The following is a 17,461-nucleotide window of genomic DNA, read 5'->3' as shown; positions in this document are numbered from 1 at the left end:
TGTCAGATCGCGCCTACTTTCTCTTCGAGACTTTCTTCCGATCCCGAGAGAGGTTCAGGAATGTGCACAGTCACGTGAGTGACATAGCTCTTCTTCTTACCTTGCGAGCCCGGTAGATATAGACTGATGCCTACGATGTGGGCTTTGGCATTTAGTGACTCTCGCTCTCTACGCGGTGCAGGCTTCACCTTTGACGGATTGTCATATTTGCTGGCTTTATCTATGAGGTAGATGAGTAGTTGAGGCGTATTTCCGACTCCACCTTTACTGCGTAACTCTGCTACCTTGGAATTGGTGAAAATCGCCTTTGAAAGGTCGTCGTCTTCAAGCTCTCTTGCGTCCGCCAGCAAATCCTTTGGATCTCGCAGCGCGCCAATGGATACGCCATCATCCGAGCGTTTGTCAGCAAACCGGCTACGGTTAATCCGACCAACAGCTTTGCCGGCGATCTCCCAACTATTTCCTTCCTTTGGAGAACTGCCAGCAACGACAACGTTCCAGTTTGTATAGCCGGCAGCATCAGCATGTTCGCCGAGCCATTCTAGAAAAGCTGTAATGTCGGAGAAGAACTGATTGCCTGGATGGAAAGACAAACGTGCCAAATACTCAGCTATTTGGCTCACATCTACGTTGCGCCAGACGAGGCTATTGGCCCCCTTCAAATCAGACTTCTCGAGAAGGGCACCTGCTGAATTCAGAAATTTCTCTGTAAGCTGTAAATTACCATTAAGCGCTTCTACAGCATCATCGCCATCATGGAAGACCGTCGTCTGCCGATTAATACCTGAAAAGTCGAATGCTGCTTTGATCGCGCGCTGCATTCTGTTCGCACCAGTCGGACGAATCCAAGCCAGCCTTGCATGCACCCGGACACGCGGACCGAATTCATCAGGCCTTGAGCCGCCATGCATGAAGCGCTGCAGATCATCACGAAGCTCTTCTTCCGCAACTGTCATGAATTCGTATTTGGCTCGCGTGTCATCAGACATCCAGATCCTAGGCAACAATTCATAACCCTTGCGATATCCAAACCAACGTCCCATCTGCATGAGGGAGTCTGCCTGTGCCGAGCCACGCAGGAAGAAGGTACTAACTAGGTTCTCAATTGTCAGTCCGCGGGAAAGGGTTCCGCCACCGATCACAATAAAAGCTGTGCAATAGTCAAGTTTTTGTGCGGCGTCAGGATAGAATAGGCGCCGAACTTCATTGTCATCGTTGACCCCATTGTTGGCGCAGTTGTCAACGCAAACATGGACCCCTCGGTGATACATAAGCCTGGAGTCAGCGTCGAGTTGAATGGCTGTTACCGTATTTAGAAGAATTCGTATTTCTGGGAAAATACTTTCAAACGCTGGCAGCTCTCGAAGTTCTGAGAGTCGTCCGTAGTCAGGGAAACGGATAGAAAACTGGTTGACGTCTAGATCTTGCGAGACTTTTTCCCATACATGCCTAAACAATTGATCCAGCTTAGTATCACTGTATTCTGACCATGCTTCGAGCGCAGTCTGTACTGCTTTGCTCATGTAATCATGGTGCGCCTGCCTTGCGCTTGTATGAATCAACATACTGACGGGTTTTGCAAGACCTGACAACCGCATCGCGGCCACGCAGCACAAGTACCAGATGAGGCTTTCTCTCAGCGCTTGAGGTAGGGCAAGGTCTTCGCCTTCATGAATGCCGCGAACCTTTTCCAAATCATCGTTAGTTATTTCACGAACGATTCCAAGCGGCTCCTTATTCTGGTCAGGGTATCCGAAAATCTGCACAGGTCCGAAATGTTCATCCGCTTGTGGCAAAGCAGCTATGAAATCGGTGGGGTAGAGGGTTTCACCAGGACCTTCGTTAAGGAAGTTGGCTGCCGGAGTAGCAGTAAACGCCACGTAGTTCACGCTTTGAAGCGGCAAATTGATCAATTGCAAGATGAGATCGTTGATAACCGTGCGTTCATCCTTGGAAACGTCATTCGCGTTAACTCCTGCCTGATCCGCCTCGTCATCTATTACCACGAGCCGCATTTGCGACATTCCCTGCGGGTATGCACTGATCCAATCTATGAGGTGCCTCAAGCGCGCGGGGTTCTTCAGGCAGACCACTAAATGACGGTCTCTCCGGCCGGCGTCGAACTGCATGTCCTGCGCGCGACCTCCATAAGGACTATTTCTAGACGGGTGTTCAATTGACTTCCAGCTGAGGTTGCCATCATGCTCGAAAAGATCGCCGACGAGTCGCTTGCCGGTTTGTACGCGCAGATTCTCCAGCGTGCCGGTGAGAACGACGAATAGGTTCCATCGATAGTCTGCGGCCATTGAAATTAGGCCGGCCATGTTGGCAGTTTTTCCGGACTGCACATGCCCCACCACCAAGCCTTTCACTGCGGCTCGGTCTTTTGTGTTTTGGCGAAGGTGCTTGAGCACACGCAAAGCAGATTTCTGGATGTTATCGACCGAGGCTTCCTTCCAGCCTTGGTTGATCAGATGTTTCCTGTAGAGCTGCCAAGCACTCCGCCCCTCTTGTGGCACAGCTAAGCCAGGCTCGGCCTCTTCGGGCCCAACAATGATCAAGGGTCTCGCCGCGGCGACAGACTGCTGCTCTGCGTGTTCCTTGTGCCAGACAAGTTCCTTCCAACGTTTGAATCGCTCTTCCGGGCTATTTCCTAGCGAAGGCCAATCCTCCATTTCCTCCTGCATCAAGAACCAGTCATTGACCTTCTCGAGTGATTCCCCCAAACGGCCCAGCGCGGCAATGTTGTCCCAGTTCCTGCCTTTCAGGCGCCAGCCATCAATGAAAGCACGGCATTTGTCGTACGCTGGGTCAATGCTGTAATCAGCCATGAGCATCCCTACTTTAGTCGGAAGACAACCTGGATCAGGTACGTTCGCCTTACATCCAGGTCAGAGAACGGGATAGTGGCACAGCGCCGCATGCCTTGCAAAACCGCATTAGCAATGCGGCCACTAAGTACCCTCCATGATTGCTTGAGCGCTCTTTTCCTCTCGAACCATAGCCACCTATTGAGTAGAGAGATTCCAAATCTGACCGAAAGCTGTGGGACCGGAGACCGACCTTGCGACGACGCTTTGCTTCAACCGTCTCGCTGTTTTACATCGTTAGCGGGATATGACTCTTAATCGATGTATCGAGAGGAATGGTGTACGGGCGATGGGTATTAGAGTCTTGAGCGCATGCTGACTTGCAAATGTGGTTATTAAATTCCGTGCTTCAGGCAATGGAAGGCGCTGGGGTAGTCTTGAGGATACCAAGCGCAACACGCCATGTTTTCGCTGATCAGTCCACCCACCGCCACAACGGCTCATCCAGCAACCCAACCCCACGCAACTGCGTCTGCCCCTGGTGCTTCTCCAGCTCCAGCACATTGCACCCCTCACACGCCGTCAAAGCCTCAATCAGCGGCCTGCTGTGCGATACCACCCACACCTGGCTGCGTTGCGAAGGGCGGATTATCAGCCGCGCCAAGGCGGGGAGCAGGTCGGCTGCAGGCTGGTTTCCGGTTCGTTCAGCACCATCAGCGATGGCGGCCGTGGCGTCAGCAGCGCGGCCATCAGCAGCAGGTAGCGCAGGGTGCCATACGATAATTCGGCGTCTCCCAGCGGGCGCAGCAGCCCGTGCTGGTACAACCGCACGCTGAACAGGCCACCCGGTGGCGCGTCGATCTCCAGGCGGCTGCCCGGGAATGCATCCTCCAGCGCGGCAACGAGGTCTTCCACTTCACCAATCTCGATGATGGTCTGCAGCGCCGAAGCGAGGTTGCGGCCATCGTGGTGCAGCACTGGTGAGCGGGTGCCCAGCTGGGGCTGGCGGCAGGGCGCATCGCGGTCTATGCGGAAGTGGTCATAGAACCGCCAGCTGTTGATGAATGCCCGCAGCTCGCCGATCTCTGGCGCTTGCCGGGGGCGTCCGACGATGTTGAAGAAGCTCTCACAACTATCGGCATGCTGATCGAGCACCGTCCAGCTGTTGCCCTCGCGGGCACGCACCACGGCGTTCTTGCGCTCTACCAACAAGGAAGCGGGGCGGTAGGCTCCAGCACCCCAGATGGCTTCAGATTTGATCTCGGGGTCGAGCATGAATGCAGTGGGATAGGGCAGGGGAATCGGCAGGCCGAGCGAGATGGCAAAGCCGAAATCCTCGGTAGCGAAACCCAGGCGCAGGCGTTTGACGTCGCTTGGATGCTGGCCTTGGATGGGCACTTCACCGCGCTTCATGCGTGCACTCATCTCAGGCCCGGCCCACCAGGTCGAATCCAGTCCGCCTTCGCGGGCAAGCGCTTCGATCACGCCGCCCTGGGCGGTTTCGGCGAGCAGGCGCAGGGCCTTGTAGAGATTGGATTTGCCGCTGCCGTTGGCACCTGTCACCAAGTTGAGTTGGCCTAGTGGCAACACAAGGTGATTGATCGAGCGGTAGTTGCCGATGGCGAGGGTGGTGAGCATCCGGTGCGTCCCAGCTTGAACGGAGTGGCCGATTGTGGCCGAACTGGGGCGGCGTTACTACCGGTCAGCTGGGGTTCGGGAGAGGGGGCGGGTGTGTTCGAATTCATCAAACAGGGCGCGAACCATCATGTTGAGGTAGTGGGAGGCAGCGACTCTGCGGTGGTCGCCTAGCATGACGCCGGTGTGGTTGAGGTAGCGGGCGCAGTCCAACAATTTCGCGGCTTGTTCTTTTGCTTGGGTGGTGGGTATCCCGGGGATTGCGGTGATCAGTTGTTGGGATGGTTTATAGCTTGGGGCCGGAATGTTGTTGCTCCCACTACTCGGGGTATTGTTTTGGGGCATCTGTGAAATCTCCTGGAATCGGCGCAGGGGCTTGGATTGCTGGGGCCGCGTTGCGGCCCTTTCGCGACACAAGGCCGCTCCTACACTGGGTGGCGCCGGTGCTGACAATTCAATCTTTCGTCATGCCCAGTTCGGCATCATCGAGCAGGGCCTTGGCCAAGGCGCTGAGGTAGTGCGAGGCCCAGAGCAGCTGGGGTTTGTCTTCCATCAGGCCGTCGATGGTCAGGTCGCGGACGTAGCCCATCAGTTCAGAGGCCTGTTCGCGGGCGCTTTGGCAGGGGATGCCGGGTTCGATGCGGAAGAGGGGATGGGTCTGGTTATCACCTTGGTAGAAGGTGGTTTTGCCGACTGTGAATTTGGTTTCTTCGGTGGCCATTGGTTGATCTCCCTGAAGTTGTAGCTGCCTGGGCTGGCCCAATCGCTCGCAAGCTGGGGGCCCGAAGACGAAAGCGTCAGTCCAGGCATGAGCATGATGCGAGTTAATGCAGCGTCTGCGGATCGGCTGGTTTCTGGATTTGAACCAGCGCCGATTCGAGCAATTTGCGCAGGGTTTCGAGTTCATGCATTGACGTCATGATCAACAGCGACACGGGGGACTTGGGCTGCATCAGCATTGCCTGCTGGGCAACGACCTCTGCGCAAAGTGCATAGTCAGCCGCCATCATCAGGGTGTCTTCGAGGGAGTGGAGATTGTGGGGTGGATCTGGAACTATTTTTAACATTGGCTGTGTTCTCGATGGGGCTACCGCCAATCCGCTGTCAAACGGAATGGTGGCAGCTGTGTATGGGTTGACAGACCGGCGAACACAGAAACCGGCGCACGCGAACGTGCCCCATACACAACCGCCATGAACGGCTGTGCGCTGTATATCGTCGCGGCCTGTCAAAGCCGGTCGTTGATGTGCAACGACCCACCGAGCCTAAAACTCAGAAATAACAACCGCAACGAAAAACAGGCGTCGGCAGTATCTTTGGGAAAGGTCCTACAAGGAAGGGGCTAAATCTGATTTTATTAGCCAGAGGGGGTAACAATATATGACTGCTCAGCCCCATAAGCCGGCTCGAACAATCGCGGCAGTGGCCCACCCATCAAGGGTGAGCCAACTCAGAATCAGGCTTTCTTGCGCTTGAACAGCTTGCCGAAGAACCCGGCAATGGCCACCAACCCCAGCACGATAAACTTCTTGAACGCCAGCAACGCAACACCAATCTTGGCGAACAGCCCCGCCTTGGCAGCAATGCCTCCGGCGACCAGTGCGGCCAGCCCATAAGGCGCCAGCTTGTCGGTCTTGGCGTCGTAGTCGGCGTAGCGGTTGCCGTCGGTGAAGTTGGTGAAGGCGAGGATCTTCGGCGTTTCCTGCTTGATAGTCTGCAGGTCGGCCATCGCCGCCACGGCGTTGAGCTCCAGCACGCCTTCGCGGCCCAGCACGCGGATGCTGTAGTTCAGCGTGGTCTGGTCGGCGTCTTCGGCCTTCAACTCGCGCGCCCAGTACATCTTGTGGGTCGCCTGGTCGTAACTCGGTGGCTCGGCCCAGCCCAACAGGGTCAGGCCGGCATAGCCTTGCTCGCGACGCTGCTTGTTGTCTTCCTCGTCTTCGGCCTTCATCTGCTCGAGCAGCTCGGCGTAGTCGATCTTGGCGGCGTCATCGTCGGAAATGTGGCCGTCGTTCTTGTAGCTGATGATCACGCCCCAGCCGTTGTCGGCCAGTGGGTTGACGGCGGTCGGGATGATCATGCCGAGGGTCTTGAAGCCCGGTGGGTTGCCCCAGCCTTCGGTCAGCAGGCGCTCGGTGTCGTCCGGCGACAGGTAGTAGAACTCATTGTTGAGTTGCAGGCTGGCGATGCCGCTGGGCAGGGTGATGGTGCCGTGCTGTGGCTTCAGCGTGGCCAGCCATTGTTCGGCGGTTTGGTGCGATTGTTCGCTGGCGGTTGGCGCAGAGGCGGGCGTGCTGGCGGCAATGGCGGGCAAAGTGGTTGCGCAAAGCAACACTGCCGCCAACAACTGGCGCAGGTGTTTCATTGTAGTCCCTTACAATTTGAATCAATTTGGGCGCGCAGGATAACTGAAAGAACTGGCCAATCGCCAGAATTTCATGTTCGTGACTGTTTTGCGTGGGCAACGGGATACCATTGCACTTACGCCTCTCTGGCGGCCCACGGGGCTATTCCATGCGGTGTTGGCGATGAAAATATCAAGCGCTACGGTTTATTGAGGAACCACTGGCAAGTCCGTGCATTCACAGTTTAAAGATCACTTGTGAGGGCTATGCCATGTCAGACCAGAAACAAGACCCGCAACAATCGGAGGTGCCTGCTCACTCGACCGAGGAGGAAAAAGCGCGGCTCAAGGACAAGAACAAGGACGGTATTCCGCCAGGCGCTGAGTGATGGCTGGAGCCGGGGTTAGTGTCCTTCGGTTGTGGGATTGATCTGAGGGGGTTGGCTGGGGCTGGGATCGTTGGGGCCGCTTTGCGGCCCTTTCGCGGCACAAGGCCGCTCCTACAGGGGCCGAGTCAGGCTTGAGGCAGTTGCACCCACACGGCAGCAGTGTGGGTGCTGCAGCGAGGTCAGCGCTGGTAGGCTTTGCCGAAGTGTCGCTCAAGCCGTGCCTGCACCAGCTCCAGCAGGATCGACAACACCCAGTAGATCACCGCCGCCGTGGTCAGCATCTCGAGGTACCGATAGCTCGAGCGCCCATACGACTGCGCCAGGAACATCACCTCCCAAACCCCCATCACCGAGATCAGCGACGAGTCCTTGAGCATCGAGATGAACTGGTTGGCCGTAGGCGGAATGATCACCCGCATCGCCTGGGGCAGCACGATGCTGCAGAAGATCTGCACCGGCCGCAGGCCCAGCGCCAGTGCCGCTTCGCGCTGACCACGAGCCACGCCGAGGATGCCGGCGCGGAAGATCTCGCTCAGGTACGCACCGTAGTTCAACGACAACGCGATGATGCCGGCGCTGATGGCCCCGGGCACCAGGCCCAGCTGCGGCAGGCCCAGGTAGATGAGCAGAATCTGGATCAGCAGCGGGGTGCCGCGGAAGAACGAGGTGTAGAAGCTGGCGATGCCCACCAGCACCGCGCTGTTCGACAGGCGTGCAAGCGCGGCGGCAAAGCCGAACGCCACCGACACCACCATCGAGCACAGGCACAGGAACAAGGTCAGCGCGGCGCCTTGCAAAAACCCGTTGGGCCCGAGCTTGAAGCCGGCGAGGTTGGGGAATTTCTCGACGATGATCGCGAACTTCAAATCGAAGCTGAGGAAAAACGCCACGAACAGGGCGAACAGCGCCAGCCAGGTCAGGTACAGCCGGGTACGAAAGCCGAACAAGCGTAGGCCCGTGGCGCGGGCCACGGGTTTGGGGGCAGGGGGGTAGGTGCTCATTTGCTGATGTCGGCGCCGATCCATTTCTGCGAAATCTGCGCCAGCGTGCCGTCAGCTTTCAGTTCGGCAAACACCTGGCGCACCTTGGCGTCCCACTCGGGGTCGCCTTTCTCGATGGCCACCGAATTCGGCTCTTCATACAGCGGGGCGCCGGCCAGCTTGAAGCGGTTGTCCTGGTCCAGGCGCGGCTTGGCGGTCACCAGGTTGGTGAGGATGGCGTCCAGGCGCACGCCAGCACCCAGGCCAAGGTCCTGGAAGGCGACGTTGTCAGTGTCGTAGGGGGCGATCTGCACGGCGTCGAAGGGGTAGTCGATGTGCTGGTCTTCGGCGCCTTCGATCACCAGGTTCTTGTTCAGGTAGCTTTCATAGCTGGAGGCGGCGGTCAGGCCGACCTTGCGCCCGTCCAGGTCCTTGGCGCTGTGGATGCGCTCATCCTTGGCGTTGACCACGATGACGGCGGGCGAGGCGTAGTACTCCACCGGGAAGGCGAACACTTCGGCGCGGGCCTTGCTCGGGGTCATCGAGCAGATGCAGATGTCGTAGCGGCCGCTCCAGCGGCCAGCGGCAATCACGTCCCACGAGGGGGTTTCCAGGCGCAGCTTGACGCCGAGCTTCTGCGCCACGGCCTTGGCCACGTCCACATCAAAGCCGTCGAGCTGGTTCTGGTCGTTGAGGAACGAGAACGGCGGGTAGCTTTCCATCAGCACGTTCACCAGTTCCTTGTTGCCCTCGACACGCTGCAGCGTGGTGCCGGCGAACGCTGATGGGAGGGAGGCGAGCAGCAAAAGGCTCGCGCCGAGCAGGGCGGGGATGCGCATGTAAACACCTGAACAGTTGGCAAAACGGGATGGGATGTATTAAATAGTTATAAATAATTCATTCATAATGAATTTTATTCATAAGCACCTTTAGGGACGTTATATGACACAGCGAGCAGTGGTGATTCTGGACGGTGGCATGGGGCGGGAGTTGCAGCGCAGCGGTGCGCCGTTTCGCCAGCCCGAGTGGTCGGCGCTGGCCCTGAGCGAGGCGCCTGACGCGGTTGTCGGTGTGCATGCGGCGTACATCGCCGCCGGTGCGCAGGTGATCACCAGCAACAGCTACGCCGTGGTGCCGTTCCATATCGGTGAGGAACGTTTCGCGCAGGAGGGCCTGCAATTGGCCACGGTGGCGGGGCAGCTGGCACGTCGGGCGGCGGATGCCAGTGCGCAGCCGGTGCAGGTGGCGGGGTCGTTGCCGCCGCTGTTCGGCTCGTACCGGCCAGACCTGTTCCAGCCGGAGCGGGTGGCTGAAGTGCTGGCGCCGCTGCTGCAGGGGCTGGCGCCCCATGTCGATCTGTGGCTGGCAGAGACCCAGAGCTCGATTGCCGAGGTGCGGGCTATTCACAGCCATCTGCCAGCGGACGGCAAACCGTTCTGGGTGTCGTTCACCTTGCAGGACGAAGACGTCGACAGCGTGCCGCGCCTGCGTTCCGGCGAGCCGGTGGCCGACGCCATTGAAGCGGTGGCGGGCCTGGGCGTGGCGGCGGTGCTGTTCAACTGCAGCCAGCCTGAAGTGATCGGCGCGGCGCTGGATGTGGCGCGTTCGGTGATCGAGGCCCGCCAGGCGGATATCGCCATTGGCGCTTATGCCAACGCCTTCCCGCCGCAACCGAAGCAAGCCACCGCCAACGATGGCCTGGATGAACTGCGTGAAGACCTCGACCCGCCGGGCTATCTGATATGGGCCCGCGATTGGCGAGCGCGTGGGGCGAGCCTGATCGGGGGTTGCTGCGGCATCGGCCCGGAGCACATCGCGGAACTCAAGCGCAACTTGTGAGTGCCGCGGGGTGCAGGCGGGCGTTCCAGGGATCTCGGATATACAGCTCGCCTGGCCGCTACCTGCGAAGGAGCAAACCCGTGTAAATCAGAACACCGACCAGCCAATCCGCGAACTGAGCAGCTCCAGCGCCGCCATCCCAGCGAGGGAGTTGCCCGCCGCATTCAGCTCCGGCGACCACACGCACACGGTAAATTGCCCCGGCACGATTGCCACGATCCCACCGCCCACGCCGCTCTTGCCGGGCAACCCGACCCGGTAGGCAAAATTGCCGGCCTCGTCATACAGCCCGCTGGTGGCCATGATCGAGTTCACCTGTTGGGTCTGGCGCCGGGTCAGAATCTGCTCACCGCTGTGCTTGCAGAATCCGTCGTTGGCCAGGAAGCAGAAGGCGCGGGCGAGGTCCAGGCAGCTCATTTGCAGCGCGCAGTAACTGAAGTAGCTGCGCAGCACCGTCTCGACCTCGTTGTGGAAGTTGCCGAAGGCCTGCATCAGGTACGCCATGGCCGCGTTGCGCGCGCGGAACTGATACTCAGAATCGGCAACCTTGGCGTCGATCGCGATGTGCGGGTTGCCCGACAGCCGGCGGACGAAATCGCGCATCGACAAGGTGGGCGCTGCAAAGCGCGACTGGTTGATGTCGCAGATCACCAGCGCGCCAGCGTTGATGAACGGATTGCGCGGGCGCCCCCGCTCGAACTCCAGCTGCACCAGCGAGTTGAACGGCTGGCCCGAGGGCTCGTGGCCCAGCCGCTCCCAGATGGCTTCACCCGAGTGGCCGATCGCCTGGACCAGGCTGAACACCTTGGAAATGCTCTGCACCGAAAACGGCACCAGGGCGTCGCCTGCGCAGTAGTAGCTACCATCGTTGCCATACACGGCAATGCCCAGCTGGTTCGCCGGCACGTCGGCCAGCGCCGGGATGTAGTCAGCCACTTTGCCCTTGCCGATCAAAGGACGCACTTCGTCGAGAATCTCGTTCAACAGCGTTTGCATGGAAGGCCTTGTTATCAGTCCCCGGGCGACAGCGAGGGGGGTGCGCTTGTGACGCAGACTGAACAAGAGAAATCACACACCCGCCAATGAAATCTCGCAGTGGCCTGCCTTCGCCGCCTTACAAGGTCGTTGACTTGCCCATCCGGTCCATCTCGAACACCTTGCTGCGTTGCAGGCACTCGCGCAGGTAACGCGCCGCCGGCCCAGGCTGGCGCTTGCGGTGCCATAACAGGTCCACCCCCACCAGCCAGTCAGTGTGGGGGTAGGCCTCCAGTTGCAGCTCCACCAGCTGCCCGCTTTCCAGCTCGCGCTGTACCAACTGGCGCGGCAGGGTCGCCCAGCCAAGCCCGCCGCGCACCATCTCCACCAACGCCAGGTAGCTTTCTGCCCGCCACAGCTGGCCGGCACGCAGGTATTCGCTGCTGGGTAGCTTGTCGGCATGGGCAAAAAAAGCCAGCCGGCGATGGGCGTTGAGGTCGGCAAAGCTGACCGGGCACTGCCGCGCCAAGGCGAATTGCGGGTGGCAGACGTGGGTCATGATCAGCTTGCCCAACTGCTGGAAGGCAAGCTCCGACGGGTAGCCAGGCTGGGCGAAGCTCACCCCCAGGTCCGCCTCGCCGGTGAGGATCATCTCGCTGACATCGCCGTGCACCGGGTGGCGGATCAACAGGTCGACAAAAGGGAACGCCGCGTCAAAGCCCCTGAAGGGCGGTATCAGCGGGCCATAGGGCACTTCGATCGCCAGGGTCAGCGCTGCTTCCACCTGGCCGGCCAGGCTGTCGGCGCTGCCCTCCAGGGCATAGCAGCGCTCAAGGATGCCCTCGGCACGCAGGAGCAGTTTATGGCCCGCCGCGGTCAAGGCCGGGATGCGGCTGGTGCGGTCGAACAGCTGCACACCCAGGTCGGTTTCCAGGTTGCTGATGGCCGCGCTGACGGTCGACTGCGTGCGCCCCAGCCGCCGCGCAGCGGCAGAGAACGAGCCGGCTTGCACGGCACTGACGAATACCTGCAACTGCTCCAGTGAAAAGCGCATCACTTGCTCCTGTCCACGCATCGATCCATCGATGGTAGCGATGGTTAATCATTTGCTCCATCGGTGATTTCACAGGAATCTGCACTTCGACATCGGCACAGCTGCCACGCTTCCCTGCGCTGCATGTCACTCCGGGCGCCTTCAACAATAAAAAGAGCCGCACTTCAGGAGATTCACGACATGAGCCAACCTGTTATCCACCCCGTGGACGAAATACTGCCTGCGCGGCAGCTGTTCACCTTCGGCCTGCAGCATGTGCTGGTGATGTACGCCGGTGCCGTCGCCGTGCCACTGATCCTGGGTAGTGCCCTGGGGCTGACCCAGGCCCAGGTGGTGACCTTGATCAATGCCAACCTGCTGACCTCGGGTGTCGCCACCCTGTTGCAAACCCTCGGGCTGTGGCGTTTCGGCGCACGCTTGCCGCTGATCCAGGGCTGCTCGTTCATTGCCCTGGCGCCGATGATCATGATTGGCAAGGAGTTCGGGCTACCTCACGTGTTCGGTGCGGTGATCGCAGCCGGTGCGCTCACCATTGCCATCGCGCCGCTGTTCAGCCGTTTGCTGCGGTTTTTCCCGCCAGTGGTGATCGGCAGCCTGATCACCGTCATCGGCATTTCGCTGATGCCGGCTGCGGCCATCTGGCTGGGGGGAGGGCAGCCAGGCACTGCGGACTTCGGCAAGCCGGCCAACCTGATGCTGGGTGTGGTCACGGTGGCGCTGACGCTGGTGATCCACGCTCGTTTTCGCGGATTTATCGGCAACCTCAGCGTGCTCCTGGGGCTGATTGCCGGCAGCGTGGTCGCCGCGGCCTGCGGCATGACCGACTTCAGCCGCGTAGCCGATGCAGCCTGGTTCGAACTCAGCGCGCCGATGGCGTTCGGCGTGCCGCAGTTCGCCTTCACACCGGTGCTGATCATGCTGCTGGCGATGCTGGTGATCATGGCCGAGACCACCGGCAACTGCCTGGCCATTGGCAAACTGACCGGCAAGCCCACCGACCAGCGCACCCTGGGCAATGCGTTCCGCGCCGATGGCCTGTCGACCATGCTCGGGGGCGTATTCAACAGTTTTCCTTACAACGCCTTCACGCAAAACACCGGCCTGATCGCGCTTTCCGGGGTCAAGAGCCGCTTCGTGGTCGCCGCCTCGGGCGCCATCATGGTGTTGATGGGGCTGTTCCCCAAGCTGGGTGCGCTGATTGCCAGTGTGCCGACGCCGGTGCTCGGTGGTTGCGCCATCGTGATGTTCGGCATGACCACGGTGGCGGGCATCCAGGAACTGGCCCGCGTACGTTTCGAGGGCACCCGCAACGGCCTGGTGGTGGCGGTGTCGGTCAGCATCGGTGTGTTACCGATGTCGATGCCGGCGCTGTTCGAACAGGTCAGCGGCCCGCTGAAGCTGGTGCTGGAAAGCGGGATCTTCCTCGCCGCAGTCAGCGCCATCCTGCTCAACCTGCTGCTCAACCGTGAAGCCGAGCCCAGCAGCCAGGACGCCATCGAAACCCGCCTGGCCAAGTGAGCCTGCATTCTCACGCGCGCCCCTGGGCGCGCTTTCAACTGCCGTTCAAGGAGTAACCGCCATGACTTACACCCGCCCCAGCGCTGACCTGTCCGAGTTGGACCTGGCCCTGCTGCGCGAGTCGATCCGCCTGTCCGAACAATCGCGCCAGGGCGGCCGACACCCATTCGCTGCCCTCGTGGCCGATGCGCAAGGCCAGATCATCGCCAGCGCCGGCAACAACTCCATGCCCCCCGAAGGCGACCCGACCCAGCATGCCGAGCTGGTCGCAGCGGCCCGCGCGGCCAAGCTGCTGACAGCGGAGCAACTGGCAGGCTGCACCCTGTACACCAGCGCCGAGCCCTGCTGCATGTGTGCTGGCGCGGTGTACTGGACCGGCATTGGCCGGGTGGTGTACGCGTTGTCTGAGCATGCGCTGCTCGGGCTGACCGGTGCGCACCCTGAAAATCCCACCTTTTCGCTACCGTGCCGCGAGGTATTTGCCCGCGGTCAGCGCACGGTTCAGGTGCATGGCCCGGTGCTTGAGGACGAGGCCGCGGCTGCCCACCAGGGGTTCTGGTCATGAACGGTGGCATCTCCGTGCATGTGGTGGACATTGCCAGTGGGCGAGCCGCGCAAGGGCTGCGCCTGAGCATCGGGCTGGCGGGCGGCGCGCCGATAGCAGAAGGCATCATCGATGCGCGCGGCCAGTGGCCGGGGCTGGCTGATTTGAACGCGCGCTTCGCAGCGGGCGTGTATGAAGTGCGTCTGCAGGTGGCCCGGTTTTATCGTGAGGGGGGTACGCAGTTGCCTGAAATACCCTTTCTGGATGAGCTGGTGTACCGCTTCGGTATCGGTGATGCGCAGGCGCACTATCACTTGCCGTTCAAGCTCACCGCCTGGGGTGTCAGCTGCTTCCGGGGTGGCGCTTGAGAGGCGTATGACGATGGCGGGTAACTAAATCAGCAGCAATTCATCCTCTTTCTGCTGCTCACAAGCGCTGCATGGCTTATCCTTGCGTCACGCAATCAACGTAGAAGCAGTGAATTAACGATGGGTTTTGAACAACTAGCCGAATTACGTGACCGCCTGCGGTCTGAAAAACAGCAGCAGGCGAAGGCCGACACCCCGCGCCCGCCCAAGCGTAAGCCCGCCCCGCAGGCCAAGGCTCGCGAGCAGGATCCGGCCGTGGAAGCGATCTGGCCACTGCAGAAGCACTTCCCTTTGGCCTTCCCGGTAAACCCGGCCCCCAAAGTGCCGCTCAAGGAGGGCATCTTCAAGGATGCCGAGCAACACCTGGAGCTGCTGGGCATCACCAGTGAACAGCTCAAGCTGGGCATCTCGACCTGGTGCCGGGGCAACCGCTACTGGTCAAGCATGGTAGAGAACGCACCGCGCCTGGACCTCAATGGCCAGCCTGCGGGCGTTGTTACCGCCGGCCAGGCGCTGTATGCCAAGCAGCAAGCCTCGCGCCAGCGCGGTAAAAGCCGTAAGGATCGTGCAAAGGCAAAAGCGCCTGCTCAGGCCCCTGCCGCCGATACCGCAGTGGAACAGGCTGCGGAGTAAGTCCAGTCGCGCTCGGCCCCGTACCAGTCAGTTTGCTGGTGCAGGGGCTGAGTTCGGATCAGACCAGTGGCAACAGCCCCATCACCGTCACGGCGGCCTGCACCACGATCGTCACCAGCAGCCATTTCGGCCACCTGCGGATAAACCAGTAGACCGCGTTCAACAGCAACGTGATCAAGTTGGTGAGCCACAGCACGCTGAGCGCCAAGACGCCTGAGATGTTGACGGGCGAGGAGGTGGGTGATTGCAGAACGTACACCGCCAGTATCAGGCCAACGATCACGGTCACGATAGAGAAGCCGGCGACCCAGCGGGTAAACCGTAAAGCATCATGTGGCATCATTGCCGGAGCACTTCCTTGACTAAGCTGGCTTGGGATTTTGCCTGCGATCTTCGAACTGGCCAATACTCTCCCAAGGTGTAATCGTTAACCGGATCAACCCCCCAGGCTGATTTCAGAGGAGTCCGTCATGAGCTTGGTCGATCGCCTTAGGTATCTGCGCGTCGTTCTGGTTCTGGCAGGCCTCGCATGCCTTGCCCTCTACCCACTCATGCTGTTCTGGCCGTCCGGCTGGGCCTGGCACATCGGTCACTCGGACTACCCGATGATGATTGTTGGCATCTACGCCACACTCGGCGTGTTCCTGATCCTGGCCGCACGTGATCCACTGGCCAATCTCAGCCTTATCTGGTTTGCCGTATGGTCCAGCGCCGTACATGGGGCAATCATGGCTGTTCAGGCGGTAACCCAGCCGGAGCAAATGGGGCACCTGGCAGGTGACGTGCCTGCGCTCCTCATCGTGGCGGTTGCCTTGGCCTTTTTGACGCCTCGTTCCAAGCAGGCCGGTCGGCCCCGTACACACGATGGGCACTGAAGCCTCACGTACATCTGGAAATAGCGATGCATCCAAACAAAGCATGCCCAGTAGTGCATTCGAACACCACGCCACCGAAGCTGCTGCTGTTTCGGCATCCCCTGGTAGGCACGCTGAATCGCCCCTAGTTGCGTATACGCTTGCACACCTCCAGGATTGTCAGCTCACTCGAAGCCGTTCGCTTTTGGCCGTTTGCCGCGCTCGGCGATGGCAGCTACGGGTCATAAGCAGCCATCGCGATCGAGCAACAGGCCCCATAGAAGTCGACCTAGGGGCAAGGCTTAGCAAGCTTTTTGGATTCGAACTACCAGGTACGGTTACTCAGATAAGTGAGCGTACACGTTGCCATTCACTCCAGCATTCTTCTGGGGCTATGTCTTCGTAACCGCGTTCTTTTTCCAACGCTAAAGCGACACTGAAGGGCACCGCTGTCGCGGTTGCATTATCTCGAATCTCAAGCACCTCATCCTCGCTGAGCGGTGTGCCTTTGCGATCCTCGGCCGCTTTTAACAGTGATACAAGCGTCGGTATACATACCAGGCAGAGCGGGTCTGTAGACAAGGGTTGCCTCGTGGGAAAGGTAATCGGGTTTGACAATTGCAGCTTATAGCCCCGAGCGGCACACGCAAAGCCCAACCTCACATTGGCTGCTTTAACAGTCGAAGCGATATGCTTGGGCGAAAAGCTAACGGCTGCGGGCGTCTGCTTTCGACCCATAGCTGCCTTTCGCGGAAGACAGCTAAACTCATTGGGACGCTCCAAGTGGCATTGGAATTTGGGATAGGAAGCTCATTGGAGCCTCGGGACGAAGGCCTTCGTCACCGAAATCAAACCGCCAATACCCCACATCATGCCAAGCATCGAGTTTGAATCCGACCTGCGCAAACGTGCCGATGTGCTGGAAACCGAGTCGCTCATGCAGCCCGACACTGCCTTCATTCGGCAAGGCAATGCCGGCATACGCCGAACGATATCCCAATTGTTTCAGAGCCGGCAGCAGCACGTCATAGAGCTGCCGAGCAATCCCGCTGCGGCGCTGCCCCTCAGCGACATACACCGTCACATCTACCGCCCACCGGTACGCCGCGCGTGCCCGGTGCTGACTGGCGTAGGCATAGCCGACTACCCGTCCCTCTAGCACAGCCACCAGATAAGGGTAGGTTTGCAGCGTCGTGGCGATCCGCTCACGCATTTGCTCCACGCTCGGCACTGCCTCTTCGAATGAGATAGCCGTGTTGAGCACGATGGGCGCGTAGATGATCTGGATCTCTTCTGCATCCTTCGGTCTGGCGACACGAATCTCGATTCCGCTATGCATCCGGCTGCTCCAAGCTGTTCAGGTGTTCAACTACTTCGTTAACTATGCTGCGCGCGGTACGGGTGACGCCGATCAATGTCGCCGAGGCCAGGCCGGTCCAGTCGGTTTCCCCACCGTTGGGCCAGACGACTCCGTCAGGAGTGATGGGGCAACGATTTCAATGAGTAAGGATGCGACAT

At 59.8% G+C, this 17,461-nt stretch carries 17 protein-coding genes and 2 pseudogenes; 6 read left to right on the top strand and 13 right to left on the bottom strand.

Going from position 1 to position 17,461, the window contains the following annotated elements:
* Positions 1-2 precede the first annotated feature (2 nt).
* The 8 genes and pseudogenes from APH28_RS26765 to APH28_RS26730 form a co-directional block, all read right to left on the bottom strand.
* Positions 3-2,831, bottom strand: coding sequence for a Z1 domain-containing protein (locus tag APH28_RS26765; RefSeq protein WP_177334303.1), 2,829 nt, complete (start codon positions 2,829-2,831; stop codon positions 3-5).
* 454 nt (positions 2,832-3,285) lie between these two features.
* A pseudogene (locus tag APH28_RS26760) lies at positions 3,286-4,448 on the bottom strand (AAA family ATPase).
* A gap of 57 nt (positions 4,449-4,505) precedes the next feature.
* Positions 4,506-4,790 (bottom strand): DUF3077 domain-containing protein, encoded by a 285-nt coding sequence (locus APH28_RS29600; protein ID WP_060513430.1) that lies wholly within the window; start codon positions 4,788-4,790, stop codon positions 4,506-4,508.
* 109 nt (positions 4,791-4,899) lie between these two features.
* A complete protein-coding gene (locus APH28_RS26750; RefSeq protein WP_060513429.1) occupies positions 4,900-5,166 on the bottom strand; it encodes a DUF3077 domain-containing protein in 267 nt (88 codons plus the stop codon).
* Between the two features lie 103 nt (positions 5,167-5,269).
* The gene (locus tag APH28_RS26745) at positions 5,270-5,512 is read right to left on the bottom strand and encodes a hypothetical protein (protein WP_060513428.1); all 243 of its coding nucleotides are present in this window, start codon (positions 5,510-5,512) and stop codon (positions 5,270-5,272) included.
* 389 nt (positions 5,513-5,901) lie between these two features.
* A complete protein-coding gene (locus APH28_RS26740) occupies positions 5,902-6,810 on the bottom strand; it encodes a DUF2167 domain-containing protein (RefSeq protein ID WP_060513427.1) in 909 nt (302 codons plus the stop codon).
* Positions 6,811-7,357: 547 nt separating this feature from the next.
* Positions 7,358-8,179 (bottom strand): amino acid ABC transporter permease, encoded by an 822-nt coding sequence (locus APH28_RS26735; RefSeq protein ID WP_060513426.1) that lies wholly within the window; start codon positions 8,177-8,179, stop codon positions 7,358-7,360.
* A complete protein-coding gene (locus APH28_RS26730) occupies positions 8,176-8,997 on the bottom strand; it encodes an ABC transporter substrate-binding protein (protein WP_060513425.1) in 822 nt (273 codons plus the stop codon). The genes APH28_RS26735 and APH28_RS26730 overlap by 4 nt, the downstream gene beginning before the upstream one ends.
* A gap of 103 nt (positions 8,998-9,100) precedes the next feature.
* Between APH28_RS26730 and APH28_RS26725 the strand changes: the two genes are divergently transcribed.
* Complete coding sequence (locus APH28_RS26725; protein WP_060513424.1) at positions 9,101-9,997, top strand: homocysteine S-methyltransferase family protein; 897 nt, start codon at positions 9,101-9,103, stop codon at positions 9,995-9,997.
* Positions 9,998-10,084: 87 nt separating this feature from the next.
* Here the strand turns inward: APH28_RS26725 and glsB are convergent, their stop codons facing one another.
* Together glsB and APH28_RS26715 are read right to left on the bottom strand one after the other, a co-directional pair.
* A complete protein-coding gene (gene glsB, locus APH28_RS26720) occupies positions 10,085-10,993 on the bottom strand; it encodes a glutaminase B (RefSeq protein ID WP_060513423.1) in 909 nt (302 codons plus the stop codon).
* Positions 10,994-11,111: 118 nt separating this feature from the next.
* Entirely contained in the window at positions 11,112-12,026 is a 915-nt protein-coding gene (locus APH28_RS26715; protein ID WP_060513422.1) for a LysR family transcriptional regulator, read from the bottom strand.
* Positions 12,027-12,206: 180 nt separating this feature from the next.
* Between APH28_RS26715 and APH28_RS26710 the strand changes: the two genes are divergently transcribed.
* The 4 genes from APH28_RS26710 (at position 12,207) to APH28_RS26695 (ending at position 15,089) form a co-directional block, all read left to right on the top strand.
* Positions 12,207-13,544: a nucleobase:cation symporter-2 family protein gene (locus APH28_RS26710; RefSeq protein ID WP_060513421.1), complete on the top strand. Its 1,338-nt coding sequence runs from the start codon at positions 12,207-12,209 to the stop codon at positions 13,542-13,544.
* A gap of 61 nt (positions 13,545-13,605) precedes the next feature.
* The gene (locus APH28_RS26705; protein ID WP_060513420.1) at positions 13,606-14,109 is read left to right on the top strand and encodes a nucleoside deaminase; all 504 of its coding nucleotides are present in this window, start codon (positions 13,606-13,608) and stop codon (positions 14,107-14,109) included.
* Positions 14,106-14,456, top strand: coding sequence for a hydroxyisourate hydrolase (locus APH28_RS26700; protein ID WP_060513419.1), 351 nt, complete (start codon positions 14,106-14,108; stop codon positions 14,454-14,456). Before APH28_RS26705 ends, APH28_RS26700 begins: the two co-directional genes overlap by 4 nt.
* Positions 14,457-14,576: 120 nt before the next feature.
* Entirely contained in the window at positions 14,577-15,089 is a 513-nt protein-coding gene (locus APH28_RS26695) for a ProQ/FinO family protein (RefSeq protein ID WP_060513418.1), read from the top strand.
* A gap of 58 nt (positions 15,090-15,147) precedes the next feature.
* Here APH28_RS26695 and APH28_RS26690 read toward each other — a convergent pair whose 3' ends face one another.
* Positions 15,148-15,432, bottom strand: a complete 285-nt coding sequence (locus tag APH28_RS26690) for a hypothetical protein (RefSeq protein WP_060513417.1) — start codon at positions 15,430-15,432, stop codon at positions 15,148-15,150.
* 127 nt (positions 15,433-15,559) lie between these two features.
* On the opposite strand from APH28_RS26690, the gene APH28_RS26685 reads away from it, so the two are divergent.
* Positions 15,560-15,964, top strand: coding sequence for a DUF6632 domain-containing protein (locus APH28_RS26685; protein WP_060513416.1), 405 nt, complete (start codon positions 15,560-15,562; stop codon positions 15,962-15,964).
* Between the two features lie 745 nt (positions 15,965-16,709).
* Here the strand turns inward: APH28_RS26685 and APH28_RS26680 are convergent.
* Both APH28_RS26680 and APH28_RS29315 read right to left on the bottom strand, forming a co-directional pair.
* Positions 16,710-17,282, bottom strand: coding sequence for an arsinothricin resistance N-acetyltransferase ArsN1 family B (locus APH28_RS26680; RefSeq protein ID WP_060513415.1), 573 nt, complete (start codon positions 17,280-17,282; stop codon positions 16,710-16,712).
* Positions 17,275-17,394: pseudogene (locus APH28_RS29315) on the bottom strand (pyridine nucleotide-disulfide oxidoreductase); the annotation flags it as partial. The pseudogene APH28_RS29315 and the gene APH28_RS26680, both read right to left, overlap by 8 nt.
* Positions 17,395-17,461 lie beyond the last annotated feature (67 nt).

Source organism: Pseudomonas sp. NBRC 111124, assembly GCF_001320245.1.
Lineage (GTDB): Bacteria > Pseudomonadota > Gammaproteobacteria > Pseudomonadales > Pseudomonadaceae > Aquipseudomonas.
The sequence above is the reverse complement of the archived record's forward strand: the minus strand, read 5'-3'. Positions and strand labels throughout refer to the sequence as shown.